At 68.9% G+C, this 17,096-nt stretch carries 17 protein-coding genes; 9 read left to right on the forward strand and 8 right to left on the reverse strand.

Translation table 11 applies throughout. The features are described from left to right. The first annotated feature begins 18 nt into the window (after positions 1-18). Complete coding sequence (locus ABCR94_RS24000) at positions 19-1,638, forward strand: N-acyl-D-amino-acid deacylase family protein (RefSeq protein WP_347122070.1); 1,620 nt, start codon at positions 19-21, stop codon at positions 1,636-1,638. A gap of 59 nt (positions 1,639-1,697) precedes the next feature. Here the strand turns inward: ABCR94_RS24000 and ABCR94_RS24005 are convergent, their stop codons facing one another. Further along, positions 1,698-1,997: a type II toxin-antitoxin system PemK/MazF family toxin gene (locus tag ABCR94_RS24005; protein WP_347122071.1), complete on the reverse strand. Its 300-nt coding sequence runs from the start codon at positions 1,995-1,997 to the stop codon at positions 1,698-1,700. After that, positions 1,994-2,185 carry a toxin-antitoxin system HicB family antitoxin gene (locus tag ABCR94_RS24010; RefSeq protein WP_347122073.1) on the reverse strand — a complete coding sequence of 64 codons (192 nt, stop codon included), beginning with the start codon at positions 2,183-2,185 and terminating at the stop codon, positions 1,994-1,996. The genes ABCR94_RS24005 and ABCR94_RS24010 overlap by 4 nt, the downstream gene beginning before the upstream one ends. A gap of 226 nt (positions 2,186-2,411) precedes the next feature. On the opposite strand from ABCR94_RS24010, the gene ABCR94_RS24015 reads away from it, so the two are divergent. The 3 genes from ABCR94_RS24015 (at position 2,412) to ABCR94_RS24025 (ending at position 4,676) form a co-directional block, all read left to right on the forward strand. Beyond that, positions 2,412-2,765, forward strand: a complete 354-nt coding sequence (locus tag ABCR94_RS24015) for a YciI family protein (protein ID WP_347122075.1) — start codon at positions 2,412-2,414, stop codon at positions 2,763-2,765. 97 nt (positions 2,766-2,862) lie between these two features. Then, positions 2,863-4,104, forward strand: a complete 1,242-nt coding sequence (locus ABCR94_RS24020) for an RNA polymerase sigma factor (RefSeq protein ID WP_347122077.1) — start codon at positions 2,863-2,865, stop codon at positions 4,102-4,104. A gap of 134 nt (positions 4,105-4,238) precedes the next feature. Next, positions 4,239-4,676 carry a VOC family protein gene (locus tag ABCR94_RS24025; RefSeq protein WP_347122079.1) on the forward strand — a complete coding sequence of 146 codons (438 nt, stop codon included), beginning with the start codon at positions 4,239-4,241 and terminating at the stop codon, positions 4,674-4,676. A 97-nt stretch (positions 4,677-4,773) separates the two neighbouring features. Here ABCR94_RS24025 and ABCR94_RS24030 read toward each other — a convergent pair whose 3' ends face one another. The 3 genes from ABCR94_RS24030 to ABCR94_RS24040 form a co-directional block, all read right to left on the reverse strand. Next, the gene (locus ABCR94_RS24030) at positions 4,774-5,985 is read right to left on the reverse strand and encodes a lipase family protein (protein ID WP_347122080.1); all 1,212 of its coding nucleotides are present in this window, start codon (positions 5,983-5,985) and stop codon (positions 4,774-4,776) included. Between the two features lie 192 nt (positions 5,986-6,177). After that, positions 6,178-7,047 carry a S1 family peptidase gene (locus ABCR94_RS24035; protein ID WP_347122081.1) on the reverse strand — a complete coding sequence of 290 codons (870 nt, stop codon included), beginning with the start codon at positions 7,045-7,047 and terminating at the stop codon, positions 6,178-6,180. Between the two features lie 157 nt (positions 7,048-7,204). Beyond that, positions 7,205-7,375 (reverse strand): hypothetical protein, encoded by a 171-nt coding sequence (locus tag ABCR94_RS24040; RefSeq protein WP_347122083.1) that lies wholly within the window; start codon positions 7,373-7,375, stop codon positions 7,205-7,207. An 81-nt stretch (positions 7,376-7,456) separates the two neighbouring features. Here ABCR94_RS24040 and ABCR94_RS24045 point away from each other — a divergent pair, with 81 nt between their 5' ends. Further along, positions 7,457-8,668, forward strand: a complete 1,212-nt coding sequence (locus ABCR94_RS24045; protein WP_347122084.1) for a pyridoxal phosphate-dependent aminotransferase — start codon at positions 7,457-7,459, stop codon at positions 8,666-8,668. Positions 8,669-8,777: 109 nt separating this feature from the next. Then, the gene (locus ABCR94_RS24050) at positions 8,778-9,164 is read left to right on the forward strand and encodes an SCO4983 family protein (RefSeq protein ID WP_347122085.1); all 387 of its coding nucleotides are present in this window, start codon (positions 8,778-8,780) and stop codon (positions 9,162-9,164) included. Between the two features lie 260 nt (positions 9,165-9,424). Here ABCR94_RS24050 and ABCR94_RS24055 read toward each other — a convergent pair whose 3' ends face one another. Further along, on the reverse strand, positions 9,425-11,248 hold the full coding sequence (locus ABCR94_RS24055; RefSeq protein ID WP_347122086.1) for a phosphoenolpyruvate carboxykinase (GTP): 1,824 nt from the start codon (positions 11,246-11,248) through the stop codon (positions 9,425-9,427). A gap of 208 nt (positions 11,249-11,456) precedes the next feature. On the opposite strand from ABCR94_RS24055, the gene trhA reads away from it, so the two are divergent. Further along, entirely contained in the window at positions 11,457-12,170 is a 714-nt protein-coding gene (gene trhA / locus ABCR94_RS24060) for a PAQR family membrane homeostasis protein TrhA (protein WP_347122088.1), read from the forward strand. 96 nt (positions 12,171-12,266) lie between these two features. On the opposite strand, the gene ABCR94_RS24065 is transcribed toward trhA, so the two are convergent. Further along, entirely contained in the window at positions 12,267-14,339 is a 2,073-nt protein-coding gene (locus ABCR94_RS24065) for a thioredoxin domain-containing protein (protein ID WP_347122090.1), read from the reverse strand. A 224-nt stretch (positions 14,340-14,563) separates the two neighbouring features. Further along, positions 14,564-16,219 (reverse strand): recombinase family protein, encoded by a 1,656-nt coding sequence (locus ABCR94_RS24070; RefSeq protein ID WP_347122091.1) that lies wholly within the window; start codon positions 16,217-16,219, stop codon positions 14,564-14,566. Positions 16,220-16,287: 68 nt separating this feature from the next. On the opposite strand from ABCR94_RS24070, the gene ABCR94_RS24075 reads away from it, so the two are divergent. Further along, entirely contained in the window at positions 16,288-16,425 is a 138-nt protein-coding gene (locus tag ABCR94_RS24075) for a hypothetical protein (protein WP_347122518.1), read from the forward strand. Between the two features lie 213 nt (positions 16,426-16,638). After that, positions 16,639-16,914, forward strand: a complete 276-nt coding sequence (locus ABCR94_RS24080; RefSeq protein WP_347122092.1) for a hypothetical protein — start codon at positions 16,639-16,641, stop codon at positions 16,912-16,914. The last annotated feature ends 182 nt before the right edge of the window (positions 16,915-17,096 follow it).

Here is a 17,096-nt window from a genome sequence, read left to right on the forward strand (position 1 = left end):
CCCCCGGGAGCAGCAGCCATGGACCTCGTCCTTCGCGACGTACGCGTCATAGACGGCACCGGTGGTGCCTCCTATCGGGCCGACGTCGGTGTCACCGACGGCCGCATCGCCGAGATCCGCCGCGAGGGGGACAACGGCGGTCGCCCGCGCCTGAGCGCGGCGCGCACGGTGGAGGGGGACGGTCTGGCGCTGACCCCCGGCTTCATCGACATGCACGCGCACAGCGACCTCGCGCTGCTGCGCGACCCCGACCACTCGGCCAAGGCCGCGCAGGGCGTGACCCTCGAAGTCCTGGGCCAGGACGGGCTTTCGTACGCGCCGGTCGACGAGCGCACGCTCGCCGAGGTCCGCAGGTCGATCACCGGCTGGAACGGTGACGGCTCGGACATCGACTTCGACTGGCGCACGGTCGGCGGCTACCTGGACCGCCTCGACCGCAACTTCGACGGGCAGGGCATCGCGGTCAACGCGGCGTACCTCATCCCGCAGGGCACGCTCCGGATGTACGCCATGGGCTGGGACGACCGCCCCGCGACCCCGGCCGAGACCGACCGTATGAAGCAACTGGTTGCCGAGGGCATGGAGGAGGGCGCCGTCGGCATGTCGTCCGGGCTCACCTACACCCCCGGCATGTACGCCGACGACGCCGAACTCACCGAGCTGTGCCGGGTGGTGGCGCGGTACGACGGTTACTACTGCCCGCACCACCGCTCGTACGGCGCGGGCGCGCTCCAGGCGTACGAGGAGATGGTGACCCTCACCCGCTCCGCAGGCTGCGCGCTGCACCTCGCCCACGCGACGATGAACTTCGGTGTGAACAAGGGCAAGGCACCGGATCTCCTCACCCTCCTGGACCGCGCGCTGGCCGACGGCGCGGACATCAGCCTCGACACCTACCCCTACACGCCGGGCTGTACGACGCTCGTCGCGATGCTGCCGAGCTGGGCGACCGAGGGCGGCCCCGAGCCGACCCTGGACCGGCTGCGGGACGACTCGACCGCCGAGAAGATTCGTTACGTCATGGAGGAGGTCGGCGCCGACGGCTGCCACGGCGTCCCCATCGAGTGGGACACCATCGAGATCTCGGGCGTCTCGGACCCCGGCCTGGCGAGCTGTGTGGGCAAGACGATCGCGGAGTCGGCGGCCCAGCGCGGCGAGGCCCCCTGGGTCACCGCCCGCCGGCTGCTCGTCAACGACAACCTCGGCTCGACGATCCTCCAGCACGTGGGCCACGAGGACAACGTCCGGGCGATCATGCAGCACCGGGTCCACACCGGCGGCAGCGACGGCATCCTCCAGGGGTACAAGCCGCACCCGCGCGCGTACGGCACGTTCCCCCAGTACCTGGGCCGCTACGCCCGCGACCTGAACATCCTCGGCCTGGAGGAGACGGTCGCCCACCTGACCTCCCGCCCGGCGGCCCGCCTTCGCCTGGCCGACCGGGGCCTGGTCCGCGAGGGCTACCGCGCCGACCTGGTCCTCTTCGACCCGGAGACGGTCGCGGCGGGCTCCACCTTCGCAGCGCCGCGCACGCTTCCTGTGGGCATCCCGCACGTCCTGATCGACGGCAAATTCGTGATGGAGGACGGCAGGCGTACGGATGTGCTGGCGGGGCGGGCGATCCGGCGTACGACGTAAGGCGTAAGACCGACCGGCAACTGAGGGGGGCGGCGTCGCGGGGGTCGGATCTCGCCGCGTCAGTACAGGTCGAGCACCGCCCGCAGGGCCTGGTTGACGCGTGCCATGTCCGACGGGCCGACCGCGCCGAGCAGTTGGGCGCCACGGAAGCGCGTGGTGCGCAGCTGCTGGACGTTGACGGCTACGGCGGTGCACGGCAGCGGGTCGTCGATCACCACCGACATCGCGGTGTCCGGGAAGCGGCCCGAGGGGTGCAGCACGATGACGAGCACCGCGCCGTAGGGCTGCTCCAGGCCGTCCAGCGAGATGACAAGAACGTTCCGCGCGTCGCGGAGCGTCCAGATGTCACCGCGCTTCACAGTGTGTCGCCCTCGCCACACAGCTCGTCGCCGAGTCCGAGCGCCGCCAGGTGCTGGGCGGAGTCGAGGACGGCCTGCCGCCGTGCGGCGCGCACGATGTACGCGTTGAGGGACAGACCGGCCGCTTCCGCCCCGGCGCGGATCGCCGGGGCGAGATCGTCGGGAATCCGGAGCGTCATCACAGTCATGCGGTCACTTTAGGAACCGTGGAGTGGTTGCGCAGCCCGGTGGCGGCCAGTGGTGTCCGAATCGGTATCTGCCTCCCTCCGGTGGCCGCCCGGGAAAGATCTCCGAAGAATTCCCAGAAGAATTCCCAGAAGCTGTCGATCCGGGCGTCTCCCGTTCGACGTAAGGGTGAGAGGCAGGGAAAACCCCCGCCCCGAAGGGCCCGAAAGCCCCGACCGAGGAGTCACGATGCCGCGCTTCATGACGCTGATCCGTATCGACGAGAACATGGCGCCCGAGGGCCCCAGCCCCGAGCTGGAGGAGCGCATGGGCGCGCTCCTCGAAGAGATCACCAAGGCCGGAGTCATGCTGGACACGGCCGGGCTCGCCCCGACCGCCGAGGGCACCAGGGTCACCTGGTCCGGCGGCACCACCAGCTACACCGACGGCCCCTTCACCGAGAGCAAGGAAGTCATCGGCGGCTACTCGATCATCCAGGCCAAGGACAAGGCCGAGGCGCTCGAGTGGACCAGGCGGTTCCTGGAGACCCACCCGGCGGAGTGGAGCATCACCGCCGAGGTCCGCGAGATCGCCGGAGGCTGACGGCAGGATTCACCAGGGGCCGACGGCCGTATTCAGCGGAAGCTGACCGCCGGAGTCCGCTTGCCGCACCCCCGTCCGGCTGCTCTGATGAGTGACCGTGACGGCAGCAAGTGCGACTCGTACGGTCGAAGCGGTATTCAGGATCGAATCCGCGCGGATCATCGCCGGTGTCACCCGCATCGTGCGGGACGTCGGCATCGCCGAGGAGCTCGCGCAGGACGCACTGGTCGCCGCGCTGGAGCAGTGGCCGGAGTCAGGTGTCCCGGACAAACCGGGTGCCTGGCTCATGGCCACCGCCAAGCACCGCGCGATCGATCTGGTACGCCGCAAGGAGACGTACGCGCGCAAGCTGGCGGAGGTCGGAAGGACCCTGGAGGACGTGCCGGCGCCCGAGCCGACGGGCCCGGACGACATCGACGACGACCTGCTGCGGCTGATCTTCACCGCCTGCCATCCCGTGCTGTCGACGGAGGCCAGGATCGCGCTCACCCTGCGGCTGCTGGGCGGCCTGACGACGGAGGAGATCGCCCGTGCGTTCCTGGCGTCGGAGCCGACGGTCGCCCAGCGCATCGTCCGCGCGAAGCGGACGCTCGCGAAGGCCGCGGTCCCCTTCGAGGTCCCGTACGGAACCGACCGGGCGGCCCGCGTCGCGTCGGTACTCGAAGTCATCTACCTGATCTTCAACGAGGGTTACTCCGCCACCGCCGGCGACGACCTGGTGCGCCCGGCGATGTGCGAGGACGCGTTGCGCCTGGTCCGCGTACTGGCGGCACTGATGCCCGAGGAGCCGGAAGTGCACGGCCTGGCCGCGCTCCTGGAGTTCCAGGCCTCCCGCATCGCGGCCCGCACGGGTCCCGACGGTGAGCCGGTGCTGCTCGCCGACCAGAACCGCGCCCAGTGGAACCGCATGTTCGTCCGCCGCGGCATCGAGGCCCTGCAGCGCGCGGGCCACGGCCCGTACGCCGTCCAGGCCGCGATCGCCGCGTGCCACGCGCGGGCGGTGCGCTACGAGGACACGGACTGGACGACGATCGCCACCCTGTACGGCCGCCTGATGGCGCTGACCCCGTCGCCGGTGGTGGAACTGAACCGCGCGGTGGCCGTCTCGATGGCGGAGGGCCCGGAGGCGGGCCTGAAGCTGGTGGACGCCCTGGCGGCCGAACCGGCCCTGAAGGACTACCACTTGCTGCCCAGTGTCCGGGGGCATCTGCTGGAGCGCCTGGGGCGCGGGACGGAGGCGCGTACGGAGTTCGAGAGGGCGGCGGCCCTGACCCGCAACGCGCGCGAGAAGGAGCTGCTTCTGGAGCGGGCGGCGCGGGCGGGGGCGGGCACCCCCTAAGGGACCCCTAAAGGACCCCTAAGAGCTGTCCCGGGCCGGTATTCCGGAACCCGCCGTACCGGGTGCGCCCCGGCCCGCCGGAGTGGACGATGGCCTCCACAGAGCCTGCTCACTCCTCTCCCTGGAGCCACACCATGGAATGGACCCTCGAAGTCGTCAGCGTGCCCGTCTCGGACGTCGACCGGGCCAAGGCCTTCTACGCCGACCAGGTCGGCTTCAAGGTGGACCTGGACACCGAGGTCGCCCCCGGCATCCGCATCGTCCAGCTCACCCCGCCCGGCTCCCGCTGTTCGGTCGCCCTGATCACCGGCATGCCCAAGCCACCAGGGGCCCCGGACCCCGCCGCCCCCGGCTCCCTGCGCGGCCTCCAACTGTGCGTGACGGACATCGGGGCGGCCCGCGCCGAGCTGGTCTCCCGGGGGGTCGACGTCTCCCCCGTCCTGCACATGGGCGCCCAGGGCTGGGCCGAGGGCCGCAGCGAGGCCGACTGGAGCAGCTTCATGCACTTCACCGACCCCGACGGCAACGCGTGGAACGTCCAGGAGGCCCCGGCTCCCCTCTCGGAGCGGTAGCCGACAGGCGGCAGGCGGCAGGCCTACGCGGCACCCGACGGGCCGCCACCCCGGGGCGTACGTCCCGGGGTGGCGGCGGGCCAAACGGTGGTGCGGGTTACCTCTCGGGGAGCCGGTCGAGGATCCAGCCGCCCAGTTCGGCGGTCATCTGCGAGTGCATCGTGTTCGTGGACGAGCACGTGAACTCGTCGAGGTCACTCGCCTGCGGCGAGATCGCGCTGACGTCCTCGTACAACGTCTCCTGGCTGATGTCCCGGATGTCGACCGCGCTGACCGTCGGCACGAAGCAGATCGAGTCGTAGTACGCCTTCGCCTTCATCCCGAGCAGCGGCTTCGTCAGGTTGGCAGCCGCGATCCCGAAGGACTCCAGCATGCCGCCGGGCGCGCCGTCCGCCTCGGGAAGGCCTCGTACACGTACCTCCTTCTCCTGGAGCAGCCCCTTGAGGTGTGCGAGGACGATCCGGTTGTCCGGCGACTGGGTCATCAGCGTGGTCGGCTTGAAGACGCCCTGCGTACACTCCAGCGCCTTCACGCCGGGCGGTACGTCGTTGCCCACGCCCCGCCCGTTGCCGTTGGCCACACCGATCTTGCGGGGGCGCATCGGCCAGCTGCCGACCTTGGCGAGCGCCTCACGGAACTCGGCGCGCAGCTCGTCCTCCTGCGGTGCTTCCTCGACGGTCGAGATGTGCCGCCACAGGAGCTGCCGCGAGGCCGGGCTGTTGATCTGCTTGCTCAGCGCCGGTATGCCCGTCATGAAGTGGGCGAGCGCCTGTAGCGAGACGGGGATCCACGCGCCCCGGTGCGGGCTGTCGTAGCTGAAGTAGAGCGCCGTCTCGTGGTCGATGTTCTCGGACTCCATCTTGGCGAGCGTGTAGCGGGTGATGATCCCGCCCACGCTGAAGCCGCCGACGGTCAGCGGCGCGTTGCCGACGCGCTCACTGATGGCCCGGTGGATGCAGTCCTGCGCCACCCTCGCGTTGTCCAGGAGCGACGCGGAGCGCTCCAGGTAGCCGAGCAGGATCAGGTCGTAGCCGCGCCGCGAGAGCTCGGTCGCGAACGCGTAGCCCTTGTTCTCCAGGCCGTCCCAGAACTCGTCCATGTTCGAAGGACCCGAGTTGAACCCGTCCGAGATGATCACCGGATTCGTCAGCCGGTCGTGCCCCTGCGCGTAGTAGACCCGGGCCATGCCGCCCTGACGGGTACGTTCGGCCGGGAAGATCCACTCGGCGTTCGGTGCGGGTGCCGCCGGCACCTGAGGAGCTTCTTCGCGCTCCCACAACCCCCAGGTCTGAACAGGCAGTTCGCTCATGACACACCCTTCTCTTGCTCAAGGAATGGAGTGACTGTCGCGCTGCGCTGAACGTATCGGCCGGGTGGCCCGGACGGAGGGCCTGGCGGGGCGATGTCCGGAACTTGGCCGATATCGGATCACATGAGTGTGGTGCCGCCGGAGCCTTCCGGCGGCACCACATTCAGGGGTCTGTTCGTGCTGCTTCGCTGGTTACGGCTTCGGGAGCGTGCAGCCCGGACGGCCGAGGTCGATCTTGTTTCCGGCGCCCACGCACGGAACGATGGTGTACGTCTGCTGGGCGTAGTTGATGCCCTTGCGCACGGTCACGTTTCCTGTCTCGTCGACCTCGCAGGGATTGTTGTCCGTGCAGCGACCGCCGCTCTCGTTACCGGTGTTGTTGACGGCGACGACCTTGCCGGTGGCGTTGTCGATCACCGGCGAGCCGGAGGTGCCACCGATGGTCTTGCAGGCCGGGGTGTAGCGGACCGAGTCCTTCCAGGTCCAGGCGCCTTCCTTGATCCGGTAGGCGAAACCGTCGACCGCGCAGCTGTACGTCCGCTTCCAGTAGCCGGAGACGACCGTGATGGCGCCGCCCTGCGCCGGGCGGGCCGCGCTGAGCTCCAGCGCCTTGATTTGGTAGGAGCTCTCGATCTGGGCGTAGGTGCTGGTCAGTTGGTAGAGGGAGGCGTCGGTGTCCGTCATCGTGCCGTACGCGATCTTGCTGGCTTTGAGCGTCCCGGCGTTGCCGCCCGAGGCGTTCAGCAGGGTGAAGGTGCGCGTCGACGGCTTGTCGACGACGACCTGGCCGGGGGCGGGGAAGCCGCTCTCCAGGCAGTGCCCGTTGGACAGCACCAGGGCCGGGTCGGTCGGCTTCGAACTGGCCACCCTGACGACCGAGCCCGAACAGTTGCTGAGCGCCACCGTTCCGGCGAAGTCGACTGCCTTGACGGCGGGTTGGGGCTTGACGGCCTTTACAACGGGGTGGGGCGCGGGCCGGTCGAGAGTCTCTGCGGCTGCGGGCGCCGCGCCTGCTCCGAGGAGCAGGACGGCGAAGAGCGCACCGACGAGAGGCTTCTTCATGTGGGGGGTCCCCTCTGCGTGACCTTGCGGCCTTGTGACATGTGGGACCGAAGTGGCCTTCGGTTTGTCATGCGCATTGTTAGGTGATTCCGGGTGCCCGACAAGACCGCATGCTGAGACGGCGCAATAAATCCATCCGACTTGGACGCGGGTTCGGCTACCTGACCGAGTCCTGCACCTGTGCCTGTGCCCGCGCCTGCATCCGCGCCTGCGCCTGCGCGACGGCGGTGGCGTACGAGAACAGCTCGTCCCCGTCCCGGCAGACCTCCGCCCTGGAGCTTGGCGGGCAGCCGGTCCAGCACTTGTACGCCCTGCTCCGCTGCCACACCCTTTCGCCTGATCACCACGCCCCGGCAACGTGGCCAAAAACACGGGGCGGCCTTCATTACGCGCCCGTAAGGTGGCCGTCATGCAGGTGATCCAGTCGACGAAGCTCGCAAACGTCTGTTACGAAATCCGCGGCCCCGTGCTTGAGGAGGCGATGCGGCTCGAAGCGGCGGGTCATCGCATCCTCAAGCTCAACACCGGTAATCCGGCGGCCTTCGGGTTCGAGTGCCCGCCCGAGATTCTGGAGGACATCCTCCGCAATCTTTCCAGCGCGCACGGCTACGGCGACGCGAAGGGGCTGCTGGCCGCGCGGCGCGCGGTGATGCAGCACTACCAGACCAAGGGGATCAACCTCGACGTCGAGGACATCTACCTCGGCAACGGCGTCTCCGAGCTGATCCAGATGGCGATGCAGGCACTGCTCGACGACGGCGACGAGGTGCTCGTACCGGCGCCGGACTATCCGCTGTGGACCGCGTCGGTCTCACTGGCGGGCGGCACCGCCGTGCACTACCGGTGCGACGAGCAGGCCGACTGGATGCCGGACCTCGCCGACATCGAGCGCAAGATCACCGACCGCACCAAGGCGATCGTCATCATCAACCCGAACAATCCGACGGGTGCGGTGTACGACGACGAGATGCTGCGCTCTCTCACCGAGATCGCCCGCCGGCACAACCTGATCGTCTGCTCCGACGAGATCTACGACCGGATCCTCTACGACGGCGCGACGCACACCCCGACCGCCGCCATCGCGCCCGATCTCCTCACCCTCACCTTCAACGGGCTCTCGAAGAACTACCGCGTCGCGGGCTTCCGCAGCGGCTGGCTGGCGGTCTGCGGCCCGAAGGCGCACGCGTCCTCGTACATCGAGGGGCTGACGATCCTCGCCAATATGCGACTGTGCGCCAACATGCCCTCGCAGCACGCGGTGGCCACGGCGCTCGGCGGGCGGCAGTCGATCGACGACCTGGTGCAGCCGGGCGGCCGGATCCTGGAGCAGCGGAATACGGCGTACGAGCTGCTCACGCAGATCCCGGGTGTGACGTGTGTGAAGCCCAAGGGCGCGCTGTATCTCTTCCCGCGTCTGGACCCCAAGGTCTACAAGATCAAGGACGACCGGGAGATGGTCCTCGACCTGCTGCGGGCCGAGAAGATCATGGTGGTGCACGGTACGGGCTTCAACTGGCCCGAGCCCGATCACTTCCGGATCGTGACGCTGCCGGCGGCGGAGGATCTGGCCGACGCGGTGACCCGGATCGGCACCTTCCTGGACGGATACAGCCAGCCGTAGTCGGCCGTGGCCGCTCGTGGTGCGGGCTGCGGAAGCTTCGTCCGACTCGGCTCAACTTTAGACAAAATCTAATGTAGGGTGGTCTGCAGACCCTGGAAGGAGGCCACCCATGTACGAGCCGATTCGCACCAAGTCGGTCCATCGTGTGGCCACCGACTCCGGCGACTTCCCGCACCTCACGCGCGAGGAAGAGCTGGACATCCAGCTGGCCGGGCACCTCGCCGCACTGCTCGCGGTGACGGACGAGCTCGGCCTCGACGAAGCGGCGCAGATCGCCACCCAGGTGGCACGACTGCGCGGCGCACCACCGGTCCGGCACGCGGCGCTCACCAACGCCACCCCCGCGGTGCTGCACCGCAGGGCACGGGACCTCGCCGGGCGGGCGCTCGTTGTCGCCGCCTCGCGAGCGGACACCGCTGCCGCGATCCTGTCCGCCAAGCGCATGGACGCGCACGCGGCCGCGCTCGACCAGCTCGCTCTGGTCGGCGCCCACTGACGGCCCCGGTTCGTGAGCCGCGGAGGTGCACGGACCGGGTGCCACCCATTTGCAGTAACCCTTTGAGCAGCTGAACGACGCGCGTGCGCTTGCGGACGCGCGTCGTTCGCATGCGCGCACCGAAGAGTCCCCCACACACAAGAGTCCGGCCCCCGAAGCCATGAGGGGGCTTCGGGGGCCGGATACCGCGGCTGGCCGGGACCCCACAGGTCAGGGCGGATGTCGAAAATGGCCCGGCCGCGGAGTTACGTCGCCGGGGCTCAGCCCAGGCGCTTCACCAGGGCGCGGTACTCGTCCCACAGCTCCTTCGGGGCGTGGTCGCCGAAGGTGTTGAGGTGCTCGGGGACCAGCGCCGCCTCCTCGCGCCAGACCTCCTTGTCGACCGTGAGCAGGAAGTCCAGGTCGGACTCGGAGAGGTCCAGGCCCTCGGTGTCCAGCGCGCCCTTGGCGGGCAGGATGCCGATCGGCGTCTCGACGCCCTTGCCCTTGCCCTCCAGGCGCTCGACGATCCACTTGAGCACCCGGCTGTTCTCGCCGAAGCCCGGCCACACGAACTTGCCCGCGTCGTTCTTGCGGAACCAGTTGACGTAGTAGATCTTCGGGAGCTTGGACTGGTCGGACTTGTCCGCGCCGACCTTGATCCAGTGGGCCATGTAGTCGCCCATGTTGTAACCGCAGAACGGCAGCATGGCGAACGGGTCGCGGCGCAGCTCGCCGACCTTGCCCTCGGCGGCGGCGGTCTTCTCGGAGGCGACGTTCGCACCGAGGAAGACACCGTGCTGCCAGTCGAAGGACTCGGTCACCAGCGGCACGGCCGTGGCGCGGCGGCCACCGAAGAGGATCGCCGAGATCGGCACGCCCTTGGGGTCCTCCCACTCCGGCGCGATGATCGGGCACTGCCCGGCCGGGACGGTGAAGCGGGCGTTGGGGTGGGCGGCGGGGGTGCCGGACTCGGGGGTCCAGTCATTGCCCTTCCAGTCCGTGAGGTGCGCGGGCGGCTCCTCGGTCATGCCCTCCCACCACACGTCGTTGTCGTCGGTGAGCGCGACGTTCGTGAAGACCGAGTTGCCCCACATGGTCTTCATGGCGTTGGCGTTGGTGTGCTCGCCGGTGCCGGGCGCGACACCGAAGAAACCGGCCTCCGGGTTGATCGCGTACAGCTGGCCGTCCTCGCCGAACCGCATCCACGCGATGTCGTCGCCGACGGTCTCGACGGTCCAGCCGGAGATGGTCGGCTCCAGCATCGCCAGGTTCGTCTTGCCGCACGCGCTCGGGAAGGCGGCGGCGATGTACTTCGACTCACCCTTCGGCGGCGTCAGCTTGAGGATGAGCATGTGCTCGGCCAGCCAGCCCTCGTCGCGCGCCATGACGGACGCGATGCGCAGGGCGTAGCACTTCTTGCCGAGCAGGGCGTTGCCGCCGTAGCCCGAGCCGTAGGACCAGATCTCGCGGTCCTCGGGGAAGTGCGAGATGTACTTCGTGGTGTTGCACGGCCACGGCACGTCCGCCTCGCCCTCGGCGAGCGGCGCACCGAGGGTGTGGACGGCCTTGACGAAGAAGCCGTCGGTGCCGAGCTCGTCGAGGACGGCCTGGCCCATCCGCGTCATGGTGCGCATCGACACGGCGACGTATGCCGAGTCGGTGATCTCGACGCCGATCGCGGAGAGCGGCGAGCCGACCGGGCCCATGCAGAACGGGACGACGTACATCGTGCGGCCACGCATCGAGCCGTGGAAGATGCCCTCCTTGCCGGAGAACATCTCCCGCATCTCGGCGGGGGCCTTCCAGTGGTTCGTGGGGCCGGCGTCCTGCTCCTTCTCGGAGCAGATGAAGGTGCGGTCCTCGACGCGGGCGACATCGCTCGGGTCGGAAGCGGCGTAGTAGGAGTTCGGGCGCTTGACCGGGTCCAGCTTCTTGAACGTCCCCTTGGCCACGAGCTCCCCGCACAGGCGCTCGTACTCGGCCTCGGTGCCGTCACACCAGACCACCCGGTCCGGCTGGGTGATCCGAGCGATCTCGTCTACCCAGGAGACGAGCTCCTGGTGGTTGGTGGGGACGGTGGGAGCCGCGATGTCGCGCGCCACGGTTGCTCCTTGTTGAGGGGTTTTATTGATGTATGCCCCGTGGGGGCTGCGACCCGGATGCGACGTGCCGCTCATCCGGTGCCGACCGCACTCATTTGATCATCGGGCCCATGCGCCCATATGTCCAGGGGGCTGCACACGTGAGCATCGCCACTCAGGGACTTAATACCTGGTCGTAACCTACGGTTCCGTAGGTAGCATTGGGGGCATGACTTCAGCCGCGCCAGACCCGCTCGCTCAACCGCAGGCCCTCGACGAGGGGCCGGTCGACATCGAGAGTCCTGGCCTGGTCAAGCCAAAGCTGCGGGGCTGGCTGCACGCCGGGATGTTCCCCCTGGTGCTGGTCGCGGGGCTGGTCCTGATCGCTCTCACGGATTCCACCCGGGCCCGGATCGCGTGCGGGATCTTCGTCCTGACCGCCTGCCTGCTCTTCGGCATCAGTGCGATCTATCACCGGGGCACCTGGGGTCCGCGTGGTGAGGCCATCCTGCGTCGGCTCGACCATGCCAATATTTTTCTGATCATCGCGGGCACCTATACCCCGCTGACCGTGCTTCTTCTCCCGGACTCCACCGGACGCCCGCTGATGTGGGCCATCTGGGCGGCGGCCGTTGCGGGCATCGCCTTCCGGGTCTTCTGGGTCGGCGCACCGCGCTGGCTGTACACGCCCTGCTACATCGCGATGGGCTGGGCCGCCGTCTTCTTCCTGCCCGACTTCATGCGCGCGGGCGGAGTCGCCGTGCTCATCTGTGTGATCGTCGGCGGGCTGCTCTACAGCGCCGGCGGCGTGATCTACGGAATCAAGCGGCCCAATCCGTCACCCCGGTGGTTCGGCTTTCACGAGGTCTTCCACTCACTGACCCTGGCGGCGTTCGCCGTGCACTATGTGGGCATCTCGCTGGTGGCCTACCAGTACGGCTGAGTCACCCCGGCCCGAGCCGCCCCGGCCCGCCCGGATGCGTACGGACCCGATCCCCCCGGTGGCCGTGGCCTCGAAACCGCGGCCACCTGCCATGGCCTAGCCCCCCACGCCCGTACCCGCCTCCGCGTCCGCGCCCAGCCTCTCCCGCAGCACGGACGGCTCCGCCGTGGGCGCGTCGCACACGAAGTGCCGGCACACGTACGCCCCGGCCGGCCGGTCCGCGAGCAGCGGGAACTCCTCGCTGCCCACCTCCCCGACCGCCACCACCGCCCCCGGCGCCTGCGCCAGCAGCGCGACCCGGTGCAGGTCCTTCGTCAGCGGGTCGTCCGCAGGGCCGACCACCGCGACCTCGCGCGGCCCGTCCAGCGCCGCCTCGGCGACCGCCAGGCCCCAGCCGATGAAGCGCGGGGCGCGCGGGCCCAGCGCCTTGACGACGCCCAGCGCCCCCTCGGCCGCCGCGCGGTGCGCCTCCGAGCCGGTGTGCGCGGCGTACGACAGGAGCGCGCCCGCGGCGGCCGTCCAGCCGGACGGCGTCGCGCTGTCCGTCGGGTCCTGCGGGCGGCGGATGAGCTTCTCCGCGTCGTTCGCGGTGTCGTAGAGCGCCCCGCCCTCCCCCACGAACTGGTCGATGACGATGTCGAGGAGGAAGCCCGCGAAGTCCAGCCAGACGCCTTCGCCCGTCACCGAGGCCAGCGCGAGGAAGCCCTCCGCGACATCCGCGTAGTCCTCAAGCACCCCCGCGTTGGCGCCTGCCTTGCCGTCCTTGGACGTACGGGCGAGCCGCGCACCCTCGTCCATGTGGACCCGCACCAGCAGATCGGCGGCCTCGGTCGCGCGCTCGACGAGGTCGGGCCGGTCGAAGAACGCCCCGGTCTCGGCCAGCGCGGCGATCGCGAGCCCGTTCCACGCGGCGACGACCTTGTCGTCACGCCCCGGCGCCGGCCGCTGCGCGCGCGCCGCGAGCAGCCGTGCCCGGACACTCGCGACCCGCCCGGCCTCGGCCAGACCCAGGCCCGCGCTCTCCGCCTCGGTTTCGGAGAGCTGGAGCACGGACGCGCCCTCCTCGAAGGTGCCCTTCTCGGTCACCAGGAAGCGCCGCGCCGCGAACTCCGCGTCCTCGTCGCCCAGGACCGCACGCAGCTGCTCCGGCGTCCATACGTAGTACGCGCCCTCGACGTGCTTGCCGCTGCCGTCGTCGCTGTCCGCATCGAGCGCGGACGCGAACCCGCCTTCCTGCGTGCGGAGTTCACTCACCAGGAAGTCGGCGGTCTCCAGCGCCACCCGGCGCGCGAGGTCCGATCCGGTGGCCCGCCACAGATGGGCGTAGACCCGGCAGAGGAGGGCGTTGTCGTAGAGCATCTTCTCAAAGTGGGGTACCAAGGGCCCATCGGCTCGCTGACGCAGAACGTACCGGTGGAAGCCCCCGCCCAGCTGGTCGTAGAGGCTGGAGCGCCCCATGGCGTCGCACATCCCCTGAGCCATCTCCAGCGCTCCCTCGGACTCCGTCCGGGCGTGATGCCGCAACAGGAACTCGATCACCATGCTCGGCGGGAACTTGGTGTCGCCACCGCCGAGCCAGCCGCTCACCGGGTCGTACTCCCGCGTAAGCCCCAGCAGCGCCTGCGCGAGCTCCTCCTCGGCCGGCATCTCTGGCGCGTTGTACGCGAGGGAGCGCTCCGCCAGTTCGCGCACGATCTTCGCGGCGACCTCGGCGACCTCCTCACGCCGGTCGGTCCAGGCGCTGTCGACGCCTTCGAGCACCTGCCGGAAGGAGGCCATGCCGTGCCGGGGCTCGGGCGGGAAGTACGTACCGAAGTAGAACGGCTCCCCGTCCGGCGTCATGAAGACCGACATGGGCCAGCCACCCTGACCGGTCGCGGCCTGTACGGCCTCCATATAAACGGCGTCCACGTCGGGGCGCTCCTCGCGGTCCACCTTGACGTTCACGAAGTGCTCGTTCATGTACGCGGCGGCCGCCTCATCCTCGAACGACTCGTGCGCCATGACATGACACCAGTGGCAAGCGCTGTATCCCACACTCAGGAAGACAGGCACGTTGCGCCGGCGGGCCTCCTCAAAGGCGGCCGGCTCCCACTGCCACCAGTCGACGGGGTTGTCCGCGTGCTGGAGAAGGTACGGGGACGTGGCGTGCACGAGTCGGTTGGACATACGTCCATCCTTGCGCACCCGCCAAAGCGCCGCCCACGCGCCACGACACACGGACGGGCGCAGGCAACCTGGGGCAGCTGTAGGCGGCAGCGGGCTCGTCTTCGGTGTCCCCGCACGCTTACGCGGGGGCGTGCAGACGCCCTCACTCGGAGCCTGGTGAGCGGATTACCTGGCGAAGAAAAGAACAAGGCCGGGCCCGAAGGCCCGGCCTTGCGCTTCGAATCTCACTTCTTGGTGGTTGTGTCCTTCGACAGCCAGTCGAACTCAATCCGTTCCAAGATCGGGGTGTGATCCCCCTGCCGTGCGGCGGGCTTGACCGTGATGCCCTTCTTTCCAAGGGCGCACTTCAGGAGCATCCGCTTATCCGCCATATCCGCCGCTTCCCACGCCTCACGCAGGGTGTCGACCTGCGTGAGGGGCGAGAGGTCTGCCTCCGTATCCAACGCCTCAAGGGTCGCGGAGATGCTCTCGATAGCGGCGCGCTGTCCTTCGCTCAGCTCCTCGAAGCGCTCTTCGTCCATCTTCCCGTACACATAGAAGTCGTCTTCGAGCTTCTTCACACGCCGCTGAACCGCCTCAAGGGCCTTCTGGGCCTCGTCCTTCTTCGCCTGCGTCTCAGGGTCCGCGAAGGCGAGCCACCGGCGGGCTATCTCGATGACCACCGGATCACCGGACTCAAGGGCCGTGACGTTTTGAATCCAAGCCTGCCCAACCGCATGGTCGAGGCGGTCTGCCAGGGTTACCACTCCCTCGCAGATGGACTTGCCCCGCGTCTGCCTGACTTCGCATCGGTAGCGTCCGCCACGGTGGCTCATCGAGCCACCACACGGTTCAAGGTCCCCCATGCCCTGCTTGTCGCGCATCCGCCCGCACCGGTAGCTCCCCGTTCCCAAATACTTGGCCTCTGGCTTCCCCTTCGCCCACCGTTCATCGGTCCGTTCGGCGATGAGCGACTTGATCTTGAACCACTCGCCCGGCGTTACAACCCCGCTGCCGCACATGACGACTTCGCCCTTCTCGTTACGCAGAGGCTCCCCGTATCCCTCCCAGCTGTCCAAGGGGTTACCGTGCTCGTCCGTCTTGCGCCGCCGGACCGGGACCATGCCCGCGAAGAGCGGGGATTGCGCCAGCTTGCTCACTGCTGTGGGCGACCAGGTAGCACCGCCCCGGGTCCGGTACCTCTCCTCATTGAGTTGGTGGGCCGCGTCCTTCGTCGTCTTCTTGTCGAGCAAGAGGTCCGCCAGTCTGCGAGCCGTGTCGTACTCGTCGGGGTGAGGTTCGACTTTGCCGCTTCCTGGCGCACTGTAGAGACCGAACGGAGGCCTGCCCGTTCCTCTTCGGCCTTCCGCCTTGTGCGAGTCATGGCCAATCTTCACGCGCTTCGCCATGTCCTTCGCTTCCTCCCTGGCGCGTTCACTCAGGATCGCGAAGACCATGCGGCCGCCCTGTAACGAGTCCAGCCCTTCAGAAACGGAGACAAGCCGCGATTGCCGGCGGTCGAACTCATCGAGCAGCCGACCCACCGCCCCCATGCCGCGCCGGTCGAAGCGGTCCGTCTTCCACACGCCGAGCGTCTTGGACTTGCCATCCATGATCGCTTGCGTGGCCTTCTCGAACTCCCGCCGCCGTACATAGGACTTGGAGGCTGAGACTTGTTCGAACCAGACGTGCCGGATCTGGAGCCCGTTCACGTGTGCCCAGCGCACCACGTCTCGCAAGTGCCCCCGCAGCGTGGCCAGGTCTTCCTTCTTGTTACTTCGTCTCAGGTAAGCGTCCATAAGTCCGGACGGCCCAGCCGTAGCGGGCCCGTCCAGTCCCAGGGTTTCCAGCTCCTCAGGACCGAGCCCCAACCCGACCAGCGTCGCGTGATCCTCGCGCACCACAACCCCCTCTGTTCTCAGGAGAAATGGTACGGAAGCAGTGGACCTTAGACACCAACTTTCTGGAAATGCGGCACGATCCATTCGCCGTCGATCGAGTAGCGGGCGAATCCGCCGCCGAGCTGGTCGCAGATCCCTCCGTGCGCCATAGCCTCGCCGGTTTCGCGGGCCAGTTGCTGGGACCCTCGGACCCGGTGCGCGCGTAGTGGTTCAGCAGGAACTCGGCGTGCTGGAGGAGGTAGGGGGACGTCTCATGGGCCAGTCGGTTCGCCATGCCCCAATCCTCGCGCACCCGGCCATGGACCGCCCCGGCGCCACGGGGCGCCGGTCCAAGATCACTTCGGATATAATTACCGACCGGTAAGTGACCGTACTTGGACAAGGGGAATCTTGTGCGTCGACGCATTTCTACGCTCGCCGTGACCGCAGCGATGGCCGGAGGCGTGCTGTTCGCGGCGCTGCCCGTGGCCACCGCGACCGCCGCTCCGGCCGCCGGCCTGCAGAGCGTCGCGGCCCGTGGGGGCAGCATCAGCGTCAACATCCCGAAGCTGCGCCAGCAGTCCGCCGACCTGAAGGCCAGGGCCGCCAGGCTGGACCGGGACGGCGCCCACGCGGAGGCCAGGCGCGCCCGCGCCGAGGCCGCGGCGATCGACAGGAAGATCCAGGCGTACCTCGACGCCGAAGAGAACATGTAATACCGCGACACCCAACACCCCACTTCGCCCGCCCCGGACGCGCCCGGGGCGGGCGAAGTGCGTTCCGCCCCGGCCCACTCCGGACCGCCCCGGACCGCCCCGGACCGCTGCGGCCCTCTCCCGGCCCGCTCCGGGCCACCGCTCCCTCGCGCCGACGCGCGTCAAGCAGGACACTTGGACCG

The sequence above is a fragment of the Streptomyces changchenzhani genome (assembly GCF_039766235.1).
Taxonomy (GTDB): Bacteria; Actinomycetota; Actinomycetes; order Streptomycetales; family Streptomycetaceae; genus Streptomyces.

Excerpts from the sequence above, each read along its gene's own strand:
- ABCR94_RS24045 (WP_347122084.1), top strand. The coding sequence starts at position 7,457 with ATGCAGGTGATCCAGTCGACGAAGCTCGCAAACGTCTGTTACGAAATC.
- ABCR94_RS24025 (WP_347122079.1), top strand. The coding sequence starts at position 4,239 with ATGGAATGGACCCTCGAAGTCGTCAGCGTGCCCGTCTCGGACGTCGAC.
- trhA (WP_347122088.1), top strand. The coding sequence starts at position 11,457 with ATGACTTCAGCCGCGCCAGACCCGCTCGCTCAACCGCAGGCCCTCGAC.
- ABCR94_RS24035 (WP_347122081.1), bottom strand. The coding sequence starts at position 7,047 with ATGAAGAAGCCTCTCGTCGGTGCGCTCTTCGCCGTCCTGCTCCTCGGA.
- ABCR94_RS24050 (WP_347122085.1), top strand. The coding sequence starts at position 8,778 with ATGTACGAGCCGATTCGCACCAAGTCGGTCCATCGTGTGGCCACCGAC.
- ABCR94_RS24015 (WP_347122075.1), top strand. The coding sequence starts at position 2,412 with ATGCCGCGCTTCATGACGCTGATCCGTATCGACGAGAACATGGCGCCC.
- ABCR94_RS24030 (WP_347122080.1), bottom strand. The coding sequence starts at position 5,985 with ATGAGCGAACTGCCTGTTCAGACCTGGGGGTTGTGGGAGCGCGAAGAA.
- ABCR94_RS24075 (WP_347122518.1), top strand. The coding sequence starts at position 16,288 with ATGCGGCACGATCCATTCGCCGTCGATCGAGTAGCGGGCGAATCCGCC.
- ABCR94_RS24000 (WP_347122070.1), top strand. The coding sequence starts at position 19 with ATGGACCTCGTCCTTCGCGACGTACGCGTCATAGACGGCACCGGTGGT.
- ABCR94_RS24010 (WP_347122073.1), bottom strand. The coding sequence starts at position 2,185 with ATGACTGTGATGACGCTCCGGATTCCCGACGATCTCGCCCCGGCGATC.
- ABCR94_RS24065 (WP_347122090.1), bottom strand. The coding sequence starts at position 14,339 with ATGTCCAACCGACTCGTGCACGCCACGTCCCCGTACCTTCTCCAGCAC.